Source organism: Fibrobacter sp. UWB11, assembly GCF_900143015.1.
GTDB lineage: Bacteria > Fibrobacterota > Fibrobacteria > Fibrobacterales > Fibrobacteraceae > Fibrobacter.
The window spans coordinates 172,963-196,781 of record NZ_FSRT01000002.1; the positions used below are offsets into that span (position 1 = coordinate 172,963).

The window sequence follows — 23,819 nt, forward strand, 5'->3', positions numbered from 1 at the left end:
CGAGATTCGCAGGCTTTTCTTTTTATTTTATGCTATATTTCGAGCAAAAACAAAACTTTAAAAAGGAGAAATGGAATGAAACTCAGAATTCTTTTGCTTGCAGCCTTCGCTATGATTTTCGCAGGCTGTGCCAAGAAAGCCCCCACATTTTCGGTCGCACAAACATGGACCGAAAAGCCGACAAAGCTCACAGTCGTCTTCACGGAGCCGGTCGTTGAAAATCAGGATGACCTCAAGGATGACATTGAAGAATATGCAGACAACTTTGGCGAATGGTTCAAGCTCGAACTCAAGAAAGACTACGAGACCTACATCAAGAATTCCATCGCCATGGATTACCAGAAAGTTGACTCTACGGGCATGATTATCGAAACGGACCACGTAGATACCACAGAATTCAAGACCCCGAAACCGGCTTCTATGGAACAGGGCAACGGCTACTACTTGGCAATCTCCAATGTACTCTTTAGCCGCAGAGAAGATGCTCACGCCAATCAAGCCTATTATTCTTCAGGTGCCGCATTTGGTGCAAACGTCAATCCTGGGCAAAACAGCATGGCATTCGCAGGCGAAACCATCGTTCAGAAAGGCCTCTGGATTTACGCAGACTACGCTATTTATAACCAGTCTGGTGAACGCGTAGCCTTCGGTCACGAAGAAATCCGCAGTTCCTTCACCTACGCCATGACCCGTTCTGACTGGGAAAAGTGCGTCTTGGCATTCGTCAAGAGAAGCATCGCCAGAACGCCAATTCTGAAGTAACATAAAAAGTCTGCCATTCATCAGCGACGGACTAATTACCTTTCAAACAAAAAGCGCGGCCACAATGGTCGCGTTTTCTTGTTACTAGTAATGGGGGCGGCATGCGCAAAGCGCAAAACTACTTCTTGCGCATCCAAACAGCAAGGAAAACAAACACAGAGAGGAAGCAAATTGCGATGATGATCCAGAACGCCACCGGGGAGCCTACGGTCGCATCGCCATTCATACCAAACGGGAGTTTCACGTTCATACCGAACAAGCTGGCGAAGAACGTCGGGAGCGATATAGAAATCGTCACGATAGTCAAGTTTTTCATCAACTGGTTCACGTTGTTATTGATCACGCTTGCGCGGGCATCCATCATGGATGTCAAAATGTTGGCGTAGATGTTAGCCTGTTGCAAGCTCTGTCCGTTTTCAATCTGGATATCTTCGAGAAGTTCTCGTTCTGCTTCGGTCCAGTTGAGGCTACGGCCCAGCTGAAGCTTGCGCAACAGCGTATCGTTACTGTTCAAAGCGCTCACGTAGTAAATCAAGCCCTTGTTCAAGCTGAACATCGAGAGAAGGTACTTGTTTTCCATCGAGGTGTTCAGGCGCTGTTCCAAGTCATCATTGATGCGGTTGATAATCTTCAAGTGTTCGTTGAAGTGTGCAATCGCAAAGCTCAACACGCGGAGCACAAATGTATTCAGGCTATCGATTTTAGAGAACTTGCGTTCGTCCATCACCGGAATATCGCTGTCCGTAAGGAGCAAGACCCAATCCTTGAAAATGAATATGCCAAAAGATTCCACACGGAATTGGAAATTATCTTCGGCAGAATAATTCTTGGGCTTTTTAAACACGATGGTCGTAAAATCATCGTCGTATTCGATACGGGAAAGTTCGTCCGAGTCAAATGCGGAGGCAATCGTATGTTCCGTTATCTCATATTCCTTAACAAGGATGCTGCGCTGTTCCTGGCTTAAAGAACCCATCATAACGATGTCAGCAGCTTCTTCGTTCGGAGCTACTGAGAGACGACCGGATTCGATTTTGTAATACTTGAGCATACCGCCCCCTTTATCGAACATGGGCAATATAGAAAAATAGACGATAGACGAAAGACTAAAGATGAAAAAATTCCATTAAAAAAAGCAGATAATAGCAATAGAAAAGCCCCGGCTTAGCCGGGGCTCAGAATATCACATGTGTAAATTACACACCCTTCTTGAACTTCTTGCTCCACCAGAGAACGATCGGAGAGCAGACGCACACAGAAGAGTAAGTACCGATAAGGATACCGAAGCACTGAACGAGACCGAAGTCGCGGATGGAGGAACCACCCTTAACAGCGAGGACCACGCAAACGAAGAGAGTCGTGAGAGAGGTAATCACCGTACGGCTAAAGCACTGGTTCAAAGAGCTATTGACGGTCTGTTCATACTTAGCAGAACCGAAGAGAGCGGTATTTTCACGGATACGGTCGAAGTTCACGATGGTATCGTTGACAGAGTAACCAATCATCGTGAGGAGCGAAGCGATCAAAGCACCATCGAAGGAAAGGCTGAATGCCGAGATAAAGCCGAGCGTAATGATAGTATCGTGAATAAGGCCGAGCACAGCAGCAACACCAAAGCCAAGGCCAAGCTTGCCGAATCGGAACCACACATAGAGAGCGATGCCGAGCCATGCGAGAATCACAGACAAAATAGCATTGAAGCGGAGTTCCTTACCGATGGTCGGCCCCACAGTGTCCTTAGCCACGATTTCGCACTTCTGATTTGCGGCTTCGAAAGCCTTAGCCATCGTGAGTTCGAAATTAGCGTCATCAGCATGGAGGCTGATCTGGTAAGAGTTAGCAGAAGTACCACCGAGAGAACGAACGCGAGCACCCTGGATGCCAGCCTTGCTCAAAGCCTTGTTCAAGTCGGTTTCGTGCTTGGCATCATCCTGATACTGGATTGTATAGACCTGACCACCCGTGAAGTCAATGCTAAAGTCAAAGCCCTTCACAGCGATGCATGCGATACTTGCAATAATGAGAATCCAGGAGAGAACCTTGAACTTGCCACGGTTCTTCATAATCTGAAGGTTAGCATTGTTCAAAGCCTTGAAGCCAGAACCGATAGAGAGCGTCGTTCTGTCGCGCTTAGCAAGTCTCCAATCGAGAATTGCACGGGAAATCGTGATAGCGCAGAAGAGAGAAGTGAGGATACCGATCGTAAGCGTAAGACCGAAACCCTTAACAGAACCCGTACCGATTTTGTACAAAATAAGACCCGTCAAAACGGTCGTCAAGTTGGAGTCCAAGATGGCGCTGAAAGCACGTTCGTAACCCTTAGCAACAGCGGCACGAGCGGTGAGGCCGTTCTTGAGTTCTTCACGGATACGTTCGAAAATAATCACGTTCGCGTCGAGAGACATACCGACAACGAGGATGAAACCAGCAATACCCGGGAGAGTAAGCGTTGCGTTGAACACGGACATCACAGCGGCAGTCACGAGAGCGTTGACCATCACGCCAATACTTGCGATGAAACCACCGAGGCGGTAGTAAGCAACCATGAACACCAAGCAGAGCAAAAGGCCGATTGCACCGGAACCGAAGCCCTGGACGATGTTTTCTTCACCGAGGGTAGCACCAACGCTGCGGCTTTCGATGATCTGCATCGGAGCCTTGAGAGCACCAGCCTTCAACACAACAGCGAGACGGTTTGCTTCAGCCATGTCTTCGAGACCTGTAATCTGAGCTTCGCCGTTCGGGATACGGTCACGGATAACCGGAGCGCTAATGACCTGGTTATCAAGAACGATAGCCATCTGCTTGCCAACGTTGGCAGCAGTCACAGCAGAGAACTTCTTAGGACCAATGCCACCGAACTTGAGGTTCACGGCAACTTCACCAGCACTCATACCATCGCTTACGCGGTACGGACGAGCATCCGTGATATCGTCACCGCCCATTTCTGCACGGCGCTTGAGGAGGTAAAGACGCTTGGCCTTGATGTTAGAATCGCGGCGGAGCTTTTCGAGACCGCTACCGAAAGCGAAAGCGACATCGCGCGGGATGAGCTTCTGAACCCCTTCAGTGGCGAGGAGTTTCTTAACCTTTTCGATGCTTTCTTCAGCAATGAAACCGCCATTGCCGAAAGAGAGGAAGAAGGAAGAAAGGGACTGTCCGACCACGTCTGCCGGAGCGGCTTCTTCAGCAGCAGCAGAATCCTTCTTTTCTTCGGTCTTGGCAACGCCACCAGCAAGAAGTTCTTCATCGGACAAAGCCTGTTCCTTAGCTTCCGGAGCCTTCTTGGCAGAATCAACCTTTGCGGAATCGCTTACCGTAGAATCAGCGATAATGTCGGTCGTCTGACGGGTGAGGTACTGGTCGATAAGGCCAACAACCTGCGTAAACTTTTCAGATTCAGCGAGAATCTTGAATTCAAGCTTTGCCGTAGAACCCACGAGCGACTTTGCCGTAGAGTCATCCACACCAGCCAGTTCAACGACAATACGGTCGTCGCCGGTCGGAGAAATCTGCGGTTCAGAAAGACCGTACTGGTCAACACGGTTACGGATGATTTCGAGAGACTGAGCCTGAATATCCTTGATATCTTCGCCATCCTTGAGGCCAGACTGGTCAATCTGAAGAGTAATGCTTGTACCACCGGCAAGATCCAAACCGAAGTTGATGGACTTTGCGCCCATCTTCGGATTTTCCTTGAGGAACGTCTTTTGTTCTTCACCCTTCTTGGTGTGAACCTGGATAGAAGGCCATACAGAAATGGCTGAAATAATGATGACTGCGAGAATTACAAGTTCTCGAAGACCGAATTTATGTTTATTCATTTGTAATCCCTTAAAAGGCATTAAACATACTAGTTGCGGGACAAAGATAGAAAAGTAGGAAGTAGGAAGTAAGAAGTAAGAAGTAATTTTAGGCTCAAAAAGGGGGATGTTCCCCCTGATTGCAGCCCCTACGGGTCTTCCATCACCCCTTCAAACGGGCTTCAGACGCCAGCCCGTAACGCCTGGCTTATTTTATCTCAAACAAAGGATCGGTTTTTGCGGTCGAAACAACAAGAGTCATCTTCTTCTTGCCGAGGGTACGGATAATTTCTAGGCGACCTGCACGATAGGCAATCTCAAGCGAGCCATCGCGCAGCACGCGTTCCTTATTGCGGAGCGCAATCAAGCTTTTTAAATAGTCATAGACAGGCGCCATCTGCATTTCCGGGAATTTATCCCACGGGAACGTCCTGCGATTATCGGGATCCTTCCCTCCGACCATACCGATTTCGTCACCATAATATATACAGGGAGCCCCCGGCAAAAAGAACAAAAGTGCAAGCGCAAGTTTCACCCGCTGCAAATTTGAGCATGGAAGCGAAGCAAGTCGAATCGTATCGTGGCTTCCGAGCAAGTTCATCGGCACGCCAAAACGATTCTTAGGGAACGCCTCTTGCAAGCGATTCGCAAACTCGTCAAGTTCTATAGCCTTTTCCTCGAAAAGATAAGCCAAAACCGCCCTGCGCAACGGATAATTCATCACGCCATCGAACTGGTCGCCCTGCAGCCAGCGCGAAGGCTCATCCCAAATTTCACCGACAATATACGCATCCGGGTTAATCGCCTTGATGCGGCGACGGAATTCCTGCCAGAAGCTATCATCGTCAATTTCGTTCGGAACATCGAGGCGCCAGCCGTCAATGTCACGCTTCATCCAGTACTCGCCCACCGAGAATAGGTAATCGCGGACGTCGGGATTATCAGTATTAAACTTCGGGAGCGCGGGGTAACCCCACCAGCAATCGTAATTGGGCTTGCCCGAATACGCGTGGAGCGGCCAGCCGTGCACATGGAACCAATCCACGTACGGGGAATTCTTGCCGAGTTCCATCAAGCTGTTGAACTGGAAAAAACCACGCGAGCAATGGTTGAACACGCCGTCCAGAATCACACGAAGCCCAAGCTTGTGCGCGCTTTTGACCAATTTATCGAAATCCTTGAGCGTCCCCAAAACAGGGTCTATTTCAAAGTAATCGACCGTATGGTAGCGATGGTTGGAATTGCTCTTGAATATCGGGCAAAGGTAAATTGCATTTACGCCAAGAGACGCAATGTACTTCAGCTTTTCGCAAATGCCTGCGAGGTTTCCGCCGAACATGTTTTCACGGGTCGGGAGCGTATCCCAATCCACAAACTTCCCGACCGCCTTGTACTTTGCACTACGGCAAAAGCGGTCCGGAAAAATCTGATAGAAAACAGCGTCCTTGACCCAGGCGGGAGCGCTAAATCTTCCAGAGGGCACGGGACTTACGTTCTTCGACAAGTTTGCTAATCTCCGAAATCAAGCCCGCATTGGCAAGCAGGTCCTCGACACTGCACGGCGTACGATACGTCCAGTTCTTGCCACCGACCGTTCCCGGAATGTTGACACGCTCTTCCTTCGGGTCGCAATCAGAAAGCGAAGCCGAAAGCGCAAAGTAATCCTGGATGGGCGGAATGCAGAACAAACTATTTGCAGTAAACACATGCGAAAGAATGTCGTGCACCACAGGCGGCGTGAGCTTTTCAGGAGCAACACCTGGCAAGCCGGCGTGAGACCAGTAGAAACCCTTGTCAAAATCAGGTTCTTCCCACAAGCCGCGGAGCGTCGAAGTATCGTGGCAGCTCGTTGTGCAAACGGAGAGGCGCGGATAATCTTCCATGCTGTAATACGGAGAATACGGCACGTTCCAATCGCGTGCCCAGCGTTCAATGCGGAGCGACATGATATCGAGCTTTTTCAATACAGTCGGCACGCAAGGCGGCACAGCGCCAAGGTCTTCGGCACAAACAAGCATATCCGTTTCGCCAGCAAGTACAGACAAAAGCTTCATTGCATTCTGTTCCCAAAGTGCATTCTGCGCCTGTTCATTCTGCCCAATCAATTCACGGAGCTTATCTTGTTCGTTCTGCGGAAGCGTAAAGAGCACCGGCTGGTTGTACCAGTACCAATACGGATAGTACGTATTTTCGTCACCTGTCGGGATGAACACGCGGTCCCAGTAAACGCGGAGCATGGAATCCTTGACTTCTTGCGGTTCGTCAAGAGAAAGAATTGCGCGTTCCGACAAGTATTCCGGCTTGACGACAAAGCGGTCGAACTTGCCCGGCAGATTTTCAAAATACAGAGATATAAGCCTGTCCGTTTCGTTGCCGAGGAATTCGCGCAACTGGTCCACACCGAAATTCGGACGGCGCAAATATTCCAGCGTTTCACGGCAGAATCCCGCATTGCGCAACACATCCCACGTGAGCGGGATAGACGGCTGGAAACGGCCCAAGATACCCGTCGATTCAGATTCAGGAATGGCCCAAATGCGGAAGAATCCGAGCACATGGTCAATGCGGTAAGCATGATAGAACTTGCTTGCCTGTGCTAAACGGCGGCGCCACCATCCAAAATCATCGGCCTCGAGAACGTCCCAGCGGTATGTCGGGAAGCCCCAGTTCTGGCCACCATAGCTGAACATGTCAGGAGGTGCACCGGCGCGGTCCGCAAGCGAGAAATACTTACGGTCAAACCAGACATCGGCACTGTCTTCGTTGATGAGGATAGGAACATCGCCCTTCAAGCGGAGCCCGAGCTTGGAAACTTCGTTCACGGCAGCGGTAAACTGGCCTTCGGCGGTGTACTGCATCCAGGCCTGGAACAGCACGTCCCTGTAATTTTTCATCCAAAGTTTGTCGACATCGGCAGCAGAGGGATTCTGGAACTTTTTCCAATCCTTCCAACTGGCTTCGTTGTTCTGCGCCTTGAGCGTGCAGTAAACGCAATACGATTTAACCCAGGAATTTTGATCAATCCAAGCAAGCAGTTTCTTCGAAGACTTGAGGACATCGTAACGGGAATCATAAATTTTGCGGAGAATGGAGCGCTTCCAAGTGGTAATGCGGTAGTAGTCTACACGTTCAATACCAGCAAACTGGGCACGGGCCTTTTCGATTTCGTGTTCAAAAGCAGAAGCACCTTCGACAGACTGCACATTGATGAATACCGGGTTCAACGCAAACGCACTGCGAGCGCTATAAGGACTCGGTTCAGAACCCGTATCGTTTACAGGCAAAAGTTGAATGATATTAAATCCGCAAAATTTGGACCATTGGGCAAAAGGAATCAAATCCAAAAATTCGCCAACGCCAATGCTGTGTTTGCTGTGAAGACTGAAAAGAGGAACGGCTACGCCGGTTTGGAAAGAAGTTAAATCACCATATCGCATGCTTCAAATATAACTCCAAATTTTTAAAAGAATCTTTCAAATTATTTGCAAATAAAAAAAGGCTCGGAAACCCGAGACCAATTCTTATTCTTAATCGTTCTTTATAGAATTAGGCACGCTTTGCGTACTTCTTAAAGCTCTTGATCAAGAGGGCGGCGAGAATGCAATACATTGTTTTAGACTCCTTGTTTTTGACGGCGCCAATATTAACAAATTTTTACTACCACGTCAAGGGATTTTAGTATATATTTCCGCGACTTTTTAGATAAATCGTCCATGAAACTTTTACAAGATTCCCTTCAAAAATGAAACTTGCAAAGTTTCGAAAAAAAACGCTCCATCGCACTGCACGCGGGCGGGGCCCCAGCTCGGAGTTTTTCACCCATCCTGGCGCAAGCGCCAACCTTACGGCTCAGCAATGGGGCTGCAAGCAGCCCCGCTGCGTTCGCCTTTTAAGGTTGTGGCCGACGCTTCCATTCTCTCAACAACAGTCTACATTCCCTTTAAATAAGCCAATCAACTCGCTATCACGCAATGATAAAAAGGAAAAGCCTTTTCATAAAACAGGCAAAGCCACGGGAAATCCGTGGCATCGCGTTCAGTTTGATTGGAGAGAGAAAATCTTTTTTCGATTAAGCACGCTTTGCGTATTTCTTAAAGCTCTTAATCAAGAGGGCGGCGAGAATGCAGTACATTGTTTTGACTCCTTGTTTTTGACGGCGCCAATGATAACAAAATTTTACTAACGTTTCAAGGGTAAAAAGTATATATTCGCGAAAATTTTTCAAAACCGACACAGAGGGCGCGCGCCACTAACGTTGTCATGATCCGCGTATGGGGACGACATCGCCATTCTCGCAATCAAATCCACGATTTCACCTATTATATTGCAATCTCCAGGGTGGAAATTTGATAAATTGCCTACATGAAACGTTTTTTGATTTTATGTCTCGGTTCAATAGCATTTGCAAACGCAACGCATAAGATAACGATAAAAGAGGACCGCGTCGAAGCCGGCCAGATATTCCATTTGCAACTGCAAATCCCATTAAAAGAACTGCCCCAAAATAGAAGTACACCGAGGCTCAAAACCCGCAACGACTTTAAACTTCTTGGACTCGACAGTGCAAAAAACCCGATGACATACGAGGCTCTGACAACCGCTCATGCCGGTCACAGAATAACCGTCGATACAGCACAAATCTATACATTCCAAGTGAAAGCTCCGCAAAAAACAGGACAATTCGACCTCGGGTCACTAAGTTGGAAAGTCAATGGCAAGCAAAGTATCATCAGCGACAAATACCAAGTAACCATATCCCGCCCTTACAGCGCGCCAGCCTTAGAAGCAAGCATGACTTCAAGCAAGCAAAGAGTTTATGAAGGCGAACAATTCGGCATTAGCTTCGAGTTGCATTCATACGAGAACTGCATGGGAGTCTTGGGTTCTGACAGTGTTGACTTCGGCAATAATTTCACCTCTTACCGCAACGACAATCTTAAAACGGAAAGCAAAAGCTTCGGAAATCATGAAAGTCTGACAACGATTCCTTTTGCATGGTGGCTCATCCCGAACAAAAGCGGAACGCTCGAAATCCCGGCCTACAAGTTCAAATACACCTCAAAAAGTGAACCAAAGACGGTTAAAGAAGAAAAACAAGTGAACGGCCATACGTACACAAGCACCCGCACCACACAGGAACACGTCGAAAAAGAAGCCTTTACCGCCCCCATCTTCATTACAGTTCTCCCGCTCCCGACTAGAAGCAGGCCTACGGATTTTTCAGGAATGGTCGGCTCTTACAAATTTAAAGTCTCTTTCGACCGTACAAAAATTAAAATCGGCGAATCCCTTACACTAATCATCAACATCAGCGGTGACGGCGCGATAGGAAAAATTACAAACCCGAAGCTCCCCGACCTAAGCGATTTCCGTTGGGAACTCCCCGAAATAGACATTAACGAAAGAATCGAAGACACAAAAGTTATTACCACCAAAGACATCAAAATGGCACTCTACCCGAGAAACGCGGGAACCTTCAAAATCCCCGCCATTACATATTCCTGGTTCAATCCAAGCAAGAAAAAATACGAAAAGGCATCTGCAGGCCCGTGGACCATCGAAGTCGAATAGGATCTAACAACATGAAACGATTTTTCCTTTTATTTTTCAGTCTCGCCGCATTTGTAAACGCAGAGCCCCATTCGAACATCGTCAATGACGTCATTCAAGCCGATGAAACATTCATTTACGAACTCATCGTCCCGCACAAGGATCTTCCCAAAAACAGAAGCGCACTCCGACTGGAAACACGCAACAACTTTAAACTTCTTAAAATCGACAGTACAGACGAATTAAGGCCTCTAGACAAAAACGACGCTTTTACCATGTTTTTCGGTGGGTCCCAAGCACAAAGAACACGCATTTATTCATTCCATATCAAAGCTCCGGAAAAAACAGGAAAGCAGGTTCTCGGATCGCTCTACTGGGATGCCGATGGAAAAACAACGGCTATCGAAAGCAACATTTCGGTTTACGTGCATCGACCCTACAGTAAAGATGCTATCGATATAAGTCTCGTTCCGAGCAAAACAACCGTTTACGAAGGAGAAACCTTCAGCATCACGCTCAAATTCCATTTATACGATCATTTCCACACGCCCTTGCAACAACCCGTCATAGACACAAACAGCAATTTTAACATCACTCTCATTGAAAAACCAAAAACAGACTATAAGCCCGTCGAAGACACCAACAACGAACTCGAAGCGTCCATGTTATTCGCTTGGCTCAGTCCGACCAAGAGCGGAAAACTCGAAATTTCGCCCATTAAGGTCAACTATACACAGAGCACTAAAGATGAAGTCGTCAAGACAAAAACACTAAATACCGTATCTTATGAAATCAAAACTGATTCCATTTCAAAGGTAGCCACAGCCACCCCGCAATCTATAACGGTTATTCCGCTCCCAGCCGACAACAAGCCCGTAAACTTTTCGGGAATGGTCGGAGAGTTCCGTTTCGATGCAAACTTTGACCGTACACACTTGAAAATCGGTGATGCACTCACGCTCAACATAAACATCAGCGGAGATGACATTTCAGGAATCATCGCCAACCCGAAACTCCCCGACTTGATAGGTTTCCGCTGGGAAATTCCTGAAATAAGTACCGTCAAGAAAAACGAAAATTCTAAAACCATCACGTCAAAAAATATCAAGGTGATTCTTTATCCTAAGGAAAAGAAAGTCTTCGAAATCCCCGCTATTACATATTCCTGGTTCAATCCAAGCAAGAAACAATACGAAACAGCATCCGCAGGCCCGTGGACCATCGAAGTCGAATAAAAATCCGACCATAGACCCCATCTCGCCCGCTAAAATTTGGTAAATTATGAGGCATGAAACGATTTTTGCTTTTATGTCTCGGTTTAACAGCATTTGTAGGCGCAGAGCCATCTCTTCAAGTCGATAGCGACCGCATCGAAGCGGGTCAGACATTCAATTTGCAGTTCATCGTTCCGATTCAAGAACTGCCACAAAACAGAGGCGCACTCCGCCTCGAAACACGCAACAACTTTAAATTCCTCGGGCTCGACAGTGCCGATCAGGTAATGCGCCCGGGCATGGAAGACCTTTTCAATTCATTCTTCGGCGGTGGCGGAAGAGCTTACAAGGCCCGTGTCTATTCTTTCAAAATTAAAGCCCCGAAAAAGACAGGCACGCAAGAACTCGGAACGCTCACATGGATGATTGGCGGCGAAGCCAACACCATCAGTAACAAAATTCCAATCACCGTGCAACGTTCCTACAACGACGATGCTCTCGCCGTAAGCCTTACCCCGAGCAAAAAGTCCATTTACGAAGGTGAACAGTTCAGTGTCACCCTCAGTCTCCACACTTTTGAGCATTTCCAGGGCGGTCTCCAGGCCACCGACATGAGCACCGGCAACGATTTTATCGTCCACCGCAACGACCTCTCGAATCTGGACTTCAAACCGGTCGAAGGTGCCCGCCGCGAAATGAAGGCTTCCGCCAAATATGCATGGTTAAGCCCGACCAAGAGCGGCACGCTCCAAATTCCATCTTTCAAATTCAAGTACACCAAGCTTGGCGAGCCCAAAGTCGTCGAAGAAAAGAAGCAGATGGGCGCCATGTCGTTCTCAAGCCGTAGCGTCAAGCAGGAATCCATCGAAACGGAAACCTCCACCGCCCCGCTTTCCATCACCGTTCTCCCGCTCCCGACTGAAGGCAAGCCCGAAGACTTTTCGGGAATGGTCGGTAACTATAACTTTAGCGCGAACTTCGACCGCACAAACCTCAAGGTCGGCGAAGCCTTAACACTCGCGATTAGCATCAAGGGCGACGGCACGCCGGGTACGATTACCGATCCGAAACTCCCCGACTTTAGCGATTTCCGCTCCGTGCCTCCCGAAAACAGCATCGACAAGAAAGTCAAGGGCAACAAGGTCATCACCTCGAAGGATATCAAGGTGTTCCTCTACCCCAAAAAGAAAGGCACCTTCGAAATTCCTGCCATTACATATTCCTGGTTCAACCCAGCCAAAAAGAAATACGAGACAGCATCGGCAGGCCCGTGGACTATCGAAGTTGAAAAGAGCGATGCCCCCGCAGAACCTGTCTACCAGGCGCCTGTTGCAACGACACCGGGCTCTTCTACCCCAGTCGTTCAAAAGCAAGAAATTGAATTTCTCGGCAGCGACATCCGCTTTATCCACCCGATTACGGACAAGTCCGAAACCGTCGCACCGCACAGGAGCGCATTGTTCTGGATTCTTTTCCTCGCTGCAATTCCGTTCTACCTGATTGCAAACTTCGCCATTGCAAGAAAGCGCAAGCGCAACAGCAACACGGCGCTCGTCCGCAAGGGCAAGGCAAACAAGTTGCTCAAGGAAAAGTTCGCAAACGCCCGCACCGCCCTCAAGAACGGCGACGGCAAGGCATTCTTTGCAGCACTTGAAAACGGTCTTATCGATTACCTCAGTAACTTGACAAACGTCGAGTTCAAGGGCATGACTCGCCCGCAAATGAAGCAGGAACTTTCAAAGCGTGGCGTCAAGGATGAAACGATTGAAGCCATCAACAGTTGGCTTGAAAAATGCTCGTTTGTGCGTTTTGCTCCGGTCACAGCTTCGACCGAAGAACAGTCCCAAATGCTCGCAGATGTCGAAAAACTTTGCGAGGCGCTGAAGCTATAAAAACTTTAACATGTCATTCCCGCCACCGCGCGGGAATCTCCAATGGACGCTTTTATGAAACTGAATAGAATTATTTTGACGATCGCCATGGCGCTCCTCCTTACCTCAGCAGCAAGCGCCTCCGAAAAATGCGCCGGCATTGACGCCGGCACCAAAGCGTATAACGAAAACGACTTTGAACGCGCAATTGACGAATGGCGCACCTGCGTTGACGAAGGCCTCGTCAATGCGGACCTCTATTACAATCTGGGTAACGCCTACTACCGCAGCGGCAAACTCGGCTTCGCCATTTTCTACTACAAGTCCGCACTCCGTTTGCATCCAAGCGATGACGATATCCAGCACAACCTGAATTTCGCACAGACAAAAACTCGCGACAAGGAAGGCGACGAAGAAGAGAACCCGATTCTCGAAGGACTCATGGATCTGCACCACGCGCTTTCGCTCAAGAGCCAGATGAACATTTCCCTCGTACTCTTCTGGGCAATTGCACTCGTGATTCTCGCCCGCCGTTTCGTGAACAGCAGCCGCGGCAAGAACATCTGCACAGGCGTCGTGTTCGGTATGAGCGTCATTCTCTGCACCATTGGCGCAAGCGCTCTCTACAAAATGTACACGCTCGAAACAGACATCACGGGCGTCGTGACCGCCTCTAGCGCCGACGTGACAAGCGCCCCGAGCGACAAATCTCAAACGCTCAACACGCTCTCCGAAGGCACAAGCTTCGAAGTCATCGGTGAACAAGGCAACTTTGCAGAAATCCGCCTCGGCGAAAAAATCCGCGGTTTTGTAAAGCTCAGCGAAGTCGGGATTGTAAAGTAATTACAGCAACGAATCGTTATACCATTCGCCTAAGTTTTTTACTGAAGGTATGTGACGCCCAGATTCGTCACATTTCCAAATATCGCTTCGGAAAAGTTTGCCTGTATAAGGAGGCATTTTTCCATCTTTTATAATTCCATCCGTATCAGCAATCAAAAAAATCGTTTCTATCACCCATGTGGACAAAATGCAGCCATTGCCACCTGGGTGTACTTCAACAAAGCTTATTTCATCATTTGTTAATTTATTCAGTATAACAAACAAAGGATCAGCCCCAACCTCAACAAGAACGGCATAGAATTTCACATTAGACGAAAACTTATTTTTTAAAAGTGGCGCAGTCTTGGGAAAACATTCTGCAATGCTCTCTTCAGAAATAGAGTTCAAAAAAATCATATCATCTTCTTCATCTAACCGAACCATAACATCGGCACATTTACTAGAAATACTATATGCATTTACTGCCAACACATGACTATCAAAACTTACGGAACTTTCGCCAGGCGCGGCAAACTGAGATATGTATTTTGAAAATGTAGGTTGATCAGTTCCCGCAGATGAAGAAATTGCACTTTCTGATGATGACGAAGCCGTTTCAACAGACGATGAGGAAACATCATTTGTTGACGAACTAACAGGATTATCGGTTTCAGAATACGCAACATCCGAGGACGAACTTATCAGCGAACTGGACGAAGTGCTCGTGAGAGTCGGAGCAAAATTTACGCTAGAATCTCCGTCATCGGAGCATGCGCAAAACATCAATGAAGTAATCAAAGAGACTATAGATAATCTTTTCATAAACACACTTCTCTCTTCAGAAAATGTTTATAACCTTTTATAAATATAAATAAACAAGCTTCGAAGTCATCGGTGAACAAGGCAACTTTGCAGAAATCCGCCTCGGCGAAAAAATCCGAGGTTTCGTCAAACTCAGCGAAGTCGGGATTGTAAAGTAATTACTTGAAGGGTTTGTCCCAGGGACTAACCCATGTAGAATCATTTCGAATAATGGGAATGGTGACTTCTGTAGGGAATTTTCCAGATTCCCTCGTCGGAACAACAGCTGTAACGACAGCTACAGGAAGCGCAACCATATCCAAAAACAACATAGTCACTGCAACGCTACCGTGACCTCTACCATCCGAAAAGAACGGCCAGTAACGCAACAAGCCTGCGCTAAAATGATATGAGGACTCGCCGCGATATACCCACAAGCTTCCGTAAACAATTTCATTTTTACGAGCTTCCAAATAAATTGCGTCATCACTTGTTGAAGATTTAAAGCGGCAATAATCACTTGTCGGACAAACCTGTTCTCCATCGCAATAAATGGAATAATCCCCTTTGCCATCGGATACGGAAACCCTCATTTCGTAACGAGATGCGCACCCGACAAAAAGTAAAGACAGAATTAAAATTATATACCGTTTCATTTTACACGCAAATTACACAATTTGACCGCCACCGAGGACCATGTCGCCATCGTAAAAGACGGCACATTGGCCCGGTGTCACGGCAAAGAGCGGTTCGTCAAAGACGGCGACCGCTTTGTTTGTATCGACAATTGTAATTTCGCAACCTACTGCACGTTGGCGATAACGCACCATGCCTTCGGCGCGGAACGTCATCCCGACCTCCCGCGCACCGCCGTGCCATTCGCAGTTCACCATTTCCACACGGTCAAAGCAGACCGACGACTTGTCGCCCGTCACGAGAATGTCCCCCGTTTCGGGGTCCACATGCTTCACGAACGCAGGCACACCAATCGCCACGCCCAGACCTTTGCGCTGACCGACCGTGTACTTATGGAACCCATCGTGCGTATTCCACACCTTGCCCTTTTCATCCACGAAGCGGCCCGGGCGTGTCATCTCGCCAAAGCGGTCCTTCAAAAACTCCGTGTATTGCGAACCGTAAATATCAAAGCAAATGTCTTGGCTGTCGCCCGTCTTGGCATTCACAAAGCCGTTCTGTTCGGCGATTTTGCGCACTTCGCTTTTCACGTACGTTCCAAGCGGCGTGAGCACGTGATTGCGGCGTTCATCGGAAACCCAGAACAAAAAATAGCTCTGGTCCTTGCCGGGGTCTCGCCCACGCAAAAGCCTACGCACACCATTCACTTCTTCGATGCGCACGTAATGCCCTGTTGCCAAGAATTCGGCGCCGAGCGATTTGGCATAATCCATCATCCAGCCAAATTTGATAAAGCGATTGCAATAGCAGCAAGGATTCGGCGTACGCGCATGCGAAAAATCCGCATGGCAACGCTTCAAGACTTCACCTGTAAATGCGTCGGAGCAGTTGGCCACATGGTGCTCGATGCCAAGCTTTTCGGCAATGGCACGGGCGCGCACAACACTCGGGTCGTTTTCGGCATCAAAGGCGCTATCGACATCAGGCAAAACGCGGAGCGTCACGCCCACGACTTCATAACCCTGCTGTTGCAAAAGAAGAGCGGCCACGGACGAATCCACGCCACCGCTCATGCCGACCGCTACTCTTATTTTAGACATGGCGCAAGCGCTCCTAGTCAAAACGCAACATCAAAGCAAGTTCGAACTGGAGAATCTGGCGGATGTGAGCCGTTTCGTCATCCAGTTTTTCGTGAATTTGCCTATACTCGATGTAAGAACTGAGCGAAGCCATCTTGTTGAACGTGTACGATGCGCTCGGACGAATGAACCATTCATGAGTTCTCGACGGAACCGTACGATAGCTCAGTTCAAGCTTCGGCTTGTAAATCGTTCTATCCGATTCAGGAATTCCAGAATCATATTTCCACTGCACAAAGATTCCGTCGCCAGTTTCCTTGTTTCTCATGTCATAGCCTTCCACCGGCTTGTATTCCTTACGGATAGTCTTCTTGTAATCGTAACCAGCAGTAAGCTTCAAGTCAATATTATTCTTGAGCTTAAAGTACCATTTCCAAAGTTGGAATCCCTTGTCGAGCTTGAGCGGATACGAAATCGAGAAATCATCACCGATATTGATACCAAAGTCATTGTAGAGCCATGTCGGAATCCACGGTGTTTCGAGGAAGTAGCGAGTTGTATCCGTGCAAAGTTCGTCATCGTTCTTCGGCCAGCACGGACTCGAAACCACTTCTTCCTTCGGGCGGCGATTCGTCGATTCAATCTTCATGCGTACGTTGTTTTCAATACGCATGTTGTTTTGCAGCAAGAACGTCACACGGATAAGCGGGTTAAAGTTCCAAACGCGAGCCCAAGAATCTTCGGCGCTCTGGAACGGGCGGCTAGTCATTGTACGGTTATAGTCAAAACGGCTGTTCAAGCTTACGCTACGGAAGCTATTCAAGAACGAAACCTTCTGGGCTATATTCGGAATAGAAATACCGATACCAAACTTCGGGAACGTAGTCGTAGTGTCGATGTACAGCGGATATTCACGAGACTGCGAGAAATCTTCCTTCCACTGGAAATCGGTCGTCAACGAAATATCCCAAATCGGAAGCGTAAGACCTGTAGAAATCTGCAAAGAACGAGATACAGAATTGCGGAAACTACCCTGATACACAAGCGTATCCACATTCTTGTTCCTGTACTGCGCAAAGCCGGTAAAATCATCACGGCTTGTAAGTCCCATATTACCCGTCATGATATTCCAAAGGCCACGGCCGCCACGACCATCTCCAAGGCCCAAGCCATAGAGGTAATACTGGAACGGAGTCACGCCCTGTTCTTCGTACAATTGGGCAAGCGTAAAGTTTTCACCAACGGTGTTTGTACTTGCATTCCAGTTAAACTTGACTTCACGCCACTTGAGCTTGTTAAAGAATCCAGAAACGGCATTATCCTTTCCGAACAAGTTAGCAAGTTCAATAATTCTCAGAGACGGCGTAAATTCAAATCGGTTCGTCTGCGAAATCGTCCAGTAGTTCTTTTCGATGTTCGAAGGATCCGTAAAGCTGAAATCATCCGGAATGCTCTTTTGCTGGTTAAAGTCAGAAGAGAACTGCATGTTGAACGGAATGAATGGAATCAGCTTGGGATTAAAGTTTATCCTGAACTGCTGATTTCTGGAACGTTCGTTGCGGAGAATACCATAAGCACGGCCGTACTCACGATGGCCCACGCTATCGACCCTGTAGAAGGCAGTCGTATCGTACTTGATGTCGTACGAATCCGGATTCTGCATATCAATCGTAAGCTTCTTACCATTTGCGTCAGTCTTTGCAATCGTATCTACCGGAATAATCACGAGACTATCGCGAGACACATAGACCTTTCTATCGGAATGGTCATGGTCAAAGATGTAGCCACTAGCAAAGAGACCACCTTCAGATGTCGTAAAGAAGTTTTCCTTAGTAAAGCCTTCACGGTCGCCACCGCCAAACATATCACGACGGATATTGATAGAGTAGCTTGTCGAAAGGAACGAGAGAATGTTCCAGCGCAAATTCAACTTGTGGTTGAGTTCTGCCGTATAGGTCACAACCTTGTCCACTTGCGGTTCCACAAAGTCCGGATCGCGAGTCTGGTTCACATAGCGCACATAGTTGAAATCAAAGAGCGTCACGTCGAACGTTTGCGGCCACGGTTCAAATTCAGTCTTTGCAAAGTCCTTGAGCCAAGAGTATTTGGCAAGTCCTTCGAACGGCTTGAACTTGAACATGCTAAACGTACCCAACTTGTACTCGAACAACGTATGGTACGAATAAGTGGAGTCAGCAGAAGTCGTCGAACGGCCTTCGGACTGGTGGTAAGAATAGCTGAATGCCGGACGTTCCAAGAATGCCTGCGACAAGAATTCGCCAAGTTTTGTTTCGCTGGCCTTGTAATCCTTATGGTAGCTCACGCTAAAGCCCAAGTCTTGCACATAGGATTCATAGCCCTTCGATTCGGCGTTATCCCTCAACCTGTTTTCTTCACTTTCCGATTCAACAGCAAGGTCGCCTTGGAACATATCACCCGTAAGGTCCACAAAACTGCTCTTTTTAAGCATCATGTCGTCGGTAGGCTTCATGTACGGGCGTTTTGTAGAGCTATGGTAGCTAAATGACATCGGGATGTGGAATCCAAGCGAGTCATTCAAGAACTTGTTGAGCGCAATAGAAATGTCCGCAGATACATCGAGCTGAGATGCAGCCGTTGCAATATCCGGCTTCGGAGAACGTCCCGAATTCGAAAGCGTTGCAAAATCACCATCCTGATAACGCACAGCGCCCGAAAGCGAGATGAAGTCAGCGAAGTTCACCTGGCCATTCACACGTGCTGCATAGCCCCATTCCGTATCCATTTCGGAAAGGCGCAAATCATTTATCCAGAACTTACCCTTAAGATCGGCCGGCGAAGCAGAAGAGTCCGCGATAATCACAAAGCGAATCCAATCGACCTTCGTAATAGAGGGGTTACCCACCAAGCGGAGCTGTTCTTCACGATCACCCGAAAGCTTTTTCACGACCGGTTCAAGGTAAGGCGGATGGCGGCCACGCTTGAGGTCCGAGAAATCGGACAAGTCCATGGCAAAGGCGTTATCGAGCCAGTTCTGTTCATGGCAATCCTGCACACGGTCCGGAGTGCAAGCCGACAAATCCAAATCCTTCGGGCGGAAGCTCCATTCGTAGTAATCCTTGGAGCCATCAATCGAGCCTTCACCGAATTGCAAGGCAAAGCGAATCGGAGCAGTCTCCACTTTTGATTCAGCTCCATTTTCATAATGGATTTCCATCTTTAATGACTTGTACGCCGAGAAATTCTTTGTATCCGTTTCGAACAGTCGAGTAACACCCACTTCCTGACCCGGACTCATATTGTGGTATTCCAAAACAAGAGCCGTTTCCTTGAGCGGAGCGTTCGAATCGGCATCACGTTCCGTCACCGTATTCGGAGACTTGAAGTATGTCTTTGCGTTTTCGCGGTTGTTAATGGTCGAAACCTTGATGTACGTGGTATCGTGCGTTGCTTGCGATTCCGTAACACGACTTTCGACACCATTCACTTCGACAATCTGCGAATTTTCATTGGTCGATGTGCGATAAAGGTCAGCAACCGTCGTTTCTTCCCATGCGTTACCCAGAACGCCAAGACTTACCACCTGCACCTTCGCTTCGGAAACACCCGGACCAAGGCGACCCAACCACATACGGGTATACTGGGATTCCGCAAGGATTTCCTTATAGCCGCTACCCGTCGGAGAAACAATTGTATCGTACTGGTTCAGCGGAATGCGCCATCTGCGCCAGCCGTTTTTCAAGACTTCATATTCAGTCGAATTTGTGCTAGAAAGGTCAATGCGGTAACGGACAAAGCTAATGTCTGTATCAAAAGAACCGTTCCTGTTGATATCTTCGGTATCGTAAGCACGTTCACCCAAGTTGCCTTCAGTTCCGTTAATGCTCTTAGGCGGATCGCTTTCATCATCCAAATCCTTGAAGTCATCACCAGCAATATCTCTTGTCGACGGGTCTACATTTCCAAACATTACACCATGTTCAGTTCCTTTACACCCTTCAACACGGCAGTCCCAAGACATCCATGTTTCATCAGTCCCCGTCTTTTCATCAAGACCACGGTCATGCTTGGCGGTTGTCATACCAAGATCATTTTCACCGTTGTACTTACCATCAGGAGCATAACCATTAATCGAGATGTCTTCGCTGACAAGACCTAGGTCAATGAAAATAGAACCAGAATTACCACGGGCAACAACCTCAAGGTACTTCATTTCGCTCAAGTCCTGGTAATACGAGCTATTGGCGCGCATAATACCGCCCCAGGAATTTCCCATGAGGTTATCGTTCGGACGAAGCGTCATCTTGAGCACGGTCAAATGCTGGTTATCCACATCGGAATTGCCAACGTTATCATAAATGTACTTGTACAGTTCCGTTGTGTTGCTATGCCAAATAAATTCACCCTGATGCTTGTAGTTCAAGCTTTCGATGTACGTTCTGGAATGTGCAGAATCACCACCCGGAGGCGAAGCCAGCGTCCAAGACTGTCTAGATAGCGGATACACAAGACCTGTCGAGGTCGATTCGAAGTCTTCGACGAGTGCTGTCTGCGTCTTGCTCGTGTTTGCGTTATGGCGGCTACCGGCAAATTCAGCTTCGACACGCCAGTTCGAAGTCGCAGTTGTCTGGATACCCGGAATAGCATTCACCAAGTCCGTCAAAGCCTTTACGGAATCCTGCAAGCGGATATTGAAGCCCCAGAGGAAGCTCGAATACGGTTCGTTACCGAGCGTGGGAACTTCGGCCGTTGTGCTCTGGCTCTTGTAAAGGGCTGTCACACCAAAGACAGAACCAGCACCGAAGCCGTACAAGTCAAGGGGCAATTCGGCACGAGCGCCCAAGAGCAATTTATTATCGACTTCGAACATCGGTTCACATTCGAACTTGACCTTGATTTCTTTGTTCGGGTCAAGGGCGCGATCACTCAAAAGTTCAATCTGGCCCAGTTCATAGTTGACTTCGTAGTCCGTACCGCGGATAAGCGTTGTAGAACCAGCCGTAACCTTTTCAGAACCCGGAGAAATATCCATACAGCTTCCGCTGTTCACGGAATAGCTGGAATTCGGGTCACGCACGCTGAGCATGGAATTACGGCGCTTGCCCACAGATTCAAAATAGAACTGGCTCGTATAACGGTTCAGGTTATAAACAGGCAAAGTATAAAGTTGAGCAATCGTCGATGTCGTATCCAAGTTACGCAACGGTTCCAAGCAGTTTCGCTTAGCAACTTCCTGAGCCTTTGAACCATATTCAGTATAAATCGAATCCGTCCACATGCGGCAGGGCAACCACATTTCGCCCGTGTAACTGCCCGAAGCATCCTTCGTAAAGATTTTAGATTCACTCACCAAAGGAGTTCCAGATTTTTCATCAGCAAGGCCAAGCGTTTTCAAATAAGTTCCAGAAACACCCGACTTGTTCTTCATGCGCAAAACAAAACTGTTGGCGCTAGCATCTGTAATACCGATCGAATAAACGTTACGCAACATCAATTTGTCGATGTCAGTCAGTTCACTCAGCGTAGCATCCCACTGGATAAGGACCGCTTCATCGTTATCGCGTAAGGTAGAACCCCACTTGGCAGCAATCAACGTATTGCGGTTCACGCCATTGATCTTTACGATACCCGTTTTGAAATCGTAAGTAAAGTCCTTGATTTCCTCCATGCGGTTGACCGTCTTTGTAATAGGCGTTCCCTGCGGAGTTTTATAAACGACCTTGATATCCTTAAAGACATTGTTCGTTTCGTTCAGCGAACTTCTCTTGTACAACTTCAAGTCCGGCAGCGGCTTATTGATGGTGTTGCCCTTAATCGCAGCATCGACATAAGCGTTCCTCGTGTCGTGGTCCAAGAAGTAATAGCGATATGCAACAAACTGCTTATCCGTAACCTGGAATTCCGTCGTCGATTCATTGGCCTTGATGGAATATTCTTCTTGCTGGCCTCCATCCTGAGAAGCAATCGTCGTAAGTTTCCAGTCGCCCAGTTTCCATTCAGCCTTGATACCGAAAAGACCTTGGTGATTTTCGGAATAACCGGTGAATTCCGTACCGGCAAGCGACAAGTTCGTAGTACCCGCTTCGACACGCTGCAAGATGTAATCTTCGAATTCGCCCTTGAACGATTCTTCGTACACGACGCGGACTTCGTTCTGCGAACCAAGACCTTCATCGACGTTCTTGATTTCGACAGTGATATACGGACCAATCTTACCTTCGACCATGAAGCTCGGGTTGTAGTCCAAAGACGGAGACGGCCAAAGACTTGTCTTGGTGCTACCCTCGGCATCATCCTTTTCGCCATAGCCCTTAAAGCGGACATCCATGGACCCCTTGAGCATGAGCTTCGGCTTGTTGAAACCAAAGTCCTTCATCCAGGCAGGCATGTTCACCGGAATCGTGATATCGAAAACAGAACCGGTTTCAGGCGCCTCATAGCCATCGTTTTGGCCAACGAGACCGTTAAGCCAAAGACGCTTGCGACCAATATCGTACATGTCCGAAACGTAATCAGCAAGTTCCGGATAATGCGATGTCCAAAGAACAGTCGTGTCCGTGCGAGAAAGCGAATTTACGCGTTTTTCAGACACATCAATTTCACGAGTAGCAACATCGATATCGTGCGAGAAAACTTGACCCTTGGACGTATTCATGAGTCCCGGGCGTGCACCCACGCCACCAAACGGCAGCAAGCCATCGAGCGGAGACGTAGACTTTGGCACCGGCAAATACTTTACAGTAGGAGTCCATGCATCATCCGAACTGACTTCGGATGCATTGTCCGTCGATGTTTCTGCTTGGGCGACAACAGGTGCTTTTGCAGCGCTCGACGAATACTTTACTGCAGACGATGACAAGGCGGTCGCAGAAGAAACCGGAGCAATTGCAGAAGAGGACTCAGCCACGCTTGATGCCGGCTTTGCAGAACTTGAGACCTGCGTAGACGACGATGACAGAACCACAGCCGAAGACGCTGGTTGGACTGCTGACGACACTGGAACTGCCGATGACACCGGAGCAGCAGACGAAACCGCCACAGACGGTTCAGACGACGTAGGCTGAACAGCACTCGAAGCAGGCAACACAGCACTAGAAACAGGCGCCGCCACACTAGAAGACGAAGCTACAGAGGCAGTCGACTTTGGAGCGGGCACATCCTGGAAAAGTTCATCATCAAAAAGAGATTCATACGAGCTAAGCGTTCCATCTTGAGACCAGACGGAACCCACAGCTACAAAGCTGCACGCAGCAAAGCCACAAAGGGCGGATTTAAAAAACTTTCTAAAACGCAACGGTCACA

Annotated in this window: 14 protein-coding genes; 6 read left to right on the forward strand and 8 right to left on the reverse strand. The window is 48.2% G+C overall.

The genetic code is table 11. From position 1 onward, the window contains the following. Positions 1–75 precede the first annotated feature (75 nt). Positions 76–762 carry a hypothetical protein gene (locus BUQ91_RS09380; RefSeq protein ID WP_074209059.1) on the forward strand — a complete coding sequence of 229 codons (687 nt, stop codon included), beginning with the start codon at positions 76–78 and terminating at the stop codon, positions 760–762. 118 nt (positions 763–880) lie between these two features. Here the strand turns inward: BUQ91_RS09380 and BUQ91_RS09385 are convergent, their stop codons facing one another. From BUQ91_RS09385 to BUQ91_RS09400, 4 genes are all read right to left on the reverse strand, one after another. Beyond that, the gene (locus BUQ91_RS09385) at positions 881–1,834 is read right to left on the reverse strand and encodes a magnesium transporter CorA family protein (protein ID WP_254842310.1); all 954 of its coding nucleotides are present in this window, start codon (positions 1,832–1,834) and stop codon (positions 881–883) included. Between the two features lie 124 nt (positions 1,835–1,958). Further along, entirely contained in the window at positions 1,959–4,586 is a 2,628-nt protein-coding gene (locus BUQ91_RS09390) for a protein translocase subunit SecDF (RefSeq protein ID WP_074209061.1), read from the reverse strand. 187 nt (positions 4,587–4,773) lie between these two features. Continuing rightward, positions 4,774–6,048 (reverse strand): glycoside hydrolase family 13 protein, encoded by a 1,275-nt coding sequence (locus tag BUQ91_RS09395; protein WP_074209062.1) that lies wholly within the window; start codon positions 6,046–6,048, stop codon positions 4,774–4,776. Next, entirely contained in the window at positions 6,029–8,002 is a 1,974-nt protein-coding gene (locus BUQ91_RS09400) for a 4-alpha-glucanotransferase (protein ID WP_072827869.1), read from the reverse strand. Before BUQ91_RS09400 ends, BUQ91_RS09395 begins: the two co-directional genes overlap by 20 nt. A gap of 305 nt (positions 8,003–8,307) precedes the next feature. Here BUQ91_RS09400 and BUQ91_RS09405 point away from each other — a divergent pair, with 305 nt between their 5' ends. From BUQ91_RS09405 to BUQ91_RS09425, 5 genes are all read left to right on the forward strand, one after another. Continuing rightward, positions 8,308–8,748, forward strand: coding sequence for a hypothetical protein (locus BUQ91_RS09405; RefSeq protein WP_074209063.1), 441 nt, complete (start codon positions 8,308–8,310; stop codon positions 8,746–8,748). A 179-nt stretch (positions 8,749–8,927) separates the two neighbouring features. Continuing rightward, a complete protein-coding gene (locus BUQ91_RS09410) occupies positions 8,928–10,136 on the forward strand; it encodes a BatD family protein (protein ID WP_074209064.1) in 1,209 nt (402 codons plus the stop codon). An 11-nt stretch (positions 10,137–10,147) separates the two neighbouring features. After that, positions 10,148–11,350 carry a BatD family protein gene (locus tag BUQ91_RS09415; protein WP_074209065.1) on the forward strand — a complete coding sequence of 401 codons (1,203 nt, stop codon included), beginning with the start codon at positions 10,148–10,150 and terminating at the stop codon, positions 11,348–11,350. A 53-nt stretch (positions 11,351–11,403) separates the two neighbouring features. Beyond that, positions 11,404–13,221 carry a BatD family protein gene (locus BUQ91_RS09420; RefSeq protein WP_074209066.1) on the forward strand — a complete coding sequence of 606 codons (1,818 nt, stop codon included), beginning with the start codon at positions 11,404–11,406 and terminating at the stop codon, positions 13,219–13,221. Between the two features lie 54 nt (positions 13,222–13,275). Next, positions 13,276–14,043, forward strand: coding sequence for a tetratricopeptide repeat protein (locus BUQ91_RS09425; RefSeq protein ID WP_074209465.1), 768 nt, complete (start codon positions 13,276–13,278; stop codon positions 14,041–14,043). Here the strand turns inward: BUQ91_RS09425 and BUQ91_RS09430 are convergent, their stop codons facing one another. From BUQ91_RS09430 to sprA, 4 genes are all read right to left on the reverse strand, one after another. Continuing rightward, complete coding sequence (locus tag BUQ91_RS09430; RefSeq protein ID WP_074209067.1) at positions 14,044–14,844, reverse strand: hypothetical protein; 801 nt, start codon at positions 14,842–14,844, stop codon at positions 14,044–14,046. A gap of 158 nt (positions 14,845–15,002) precedes the next feature. Next, on the reverse strand, positions 15,003–15,416 hold the full coding sequence (locus BUQ91_RS09435) for a hypothetical protein (protein ID WP_254842311.1): 414 nt from the start codon (positions 15,414–15,416) through the stop codon (positions 15,003–15,005). Between the two features lie 75 nt (positions 15,417–15,491). Next, positions 15,492–16,559 (reverse strand): tRNA 2-thiouridine(34) synthase MnmA, encoded by a 1,068-nt coding sequence (gene mnmA, locus BUQ91_RS09440; protein ID WP_074209069.1) that lies wholly within the window; start codon positions 16,557–16,559, stop codon positions 15,492–15,494. A gap of 13 nt (positions 16,560–16,572) precedes the next feature. After that, on the reverse strand, positions 16,573–23,811 hold the full coding sequence (sprA, locus tag BUQ91_RS09445; RefSeq protein WP_074209070.1) for a T9SS outer membrane translocon Sov/SprA: 7,239 nt from the start codon (positions 23,809–23,811) through the stop codon (positions 16,573–16,575). Positions 23,812–23,819 lie beyond the last annotated feature (8 nt).

What these genes read in the sequence shown, in the direction of transcription:
- BUQ91_RS09390 (WP_074209061.1), bottom strand. Translation starts at nt 4,586, where the DNA reads ATGAATAAACATAAATTCGGTCTTCGAGAACTTGTAATTCTCGCAGTC.
- BUQ91_RS09420 (WP_074209066.1), top strand. Translation starts at nt 11,404, where the DNA reads ATGAAACGATTTTTGCTTTTATGTCTCGGTTTAACAGCATTTGTAGGC.
- BUQ91_RS09410 (WP_074209064.1), top strand. Translation starts at nt 8,928, where the DNA reads ATGAAACGTTTTTTGATTTTATGTCTCGGTTCAATAGCATTTGCAAAC.
- BUQ91_RS09430 (WP_074209067.1), bottom strand. Translation starts at nt 14,844, where the DNA reads ATGAAAAGATTATCTATAGTCTCTTTGATTACTTCATTGATGTTTTGC.
- BUQ91_RS09405 (WP_074209063.1), top strand. Translation starts at nt 8,308, where the DNA reads ATGAAACTTGCAAAGTTTCGAAAAAAAACGCTCCATCGCACTGCACGC.
- mnmA (WP_074209069.1), bottom strand. Translation starts at nt 16,559, where the DNA reads ATGTCTAAAATAAGAGTAGCGGTCGGCATGAGCGGTGGCGTGGATTCG.
- BUQ91_RS09415 (WP_074209065.1), top strand. Translation starts at nt 10,148, where the DNA reads ATGAAACGATTTTTCCTTTTATTTTTCAGTCTCGCCGCATTTGTAAAC.
- BUQ91_RS09380 (WP_074209059.1), top strand. Translation starts at nt 76, where the DNA reads ATGAAACTCAGAATTCTTTTGCTTGCAGCCTTCGCTATGATTTTCGCA.
- BUQ91_RS09425 (WP_074209465.1), top strand. Translation starts at nt 13,276, where the DNA reads ATGAAACTGAATAGAATTATTTTGACGATCGCCATGGCGCTCCTCCTT.
- BUQ91_RS09400 (WP_072827869.1), bottom strand. Translation starts at nt 8,002, where the DNA reads ATGCGATATGGTGATTTAACTTCTTTCCAAACCGGCGTAGCCGTTCCT.
- BUQ91_RS09435 (WP_254842311.1), bottom strand. Translation starts at nt 15,416, where the DNA reads ATGAGGGTTTCCGTATCCGATGGCAAAGGGGATTATTCCATTTATTGC.
- BUQ91_RS09385 (WP_254842310.1), bottom strand. Translation starts at nt 1,834, where the DNA reads ATGTTCGATAAAGGGGGCGGTATGCTCAAGTATTACAAAATCGAATCC.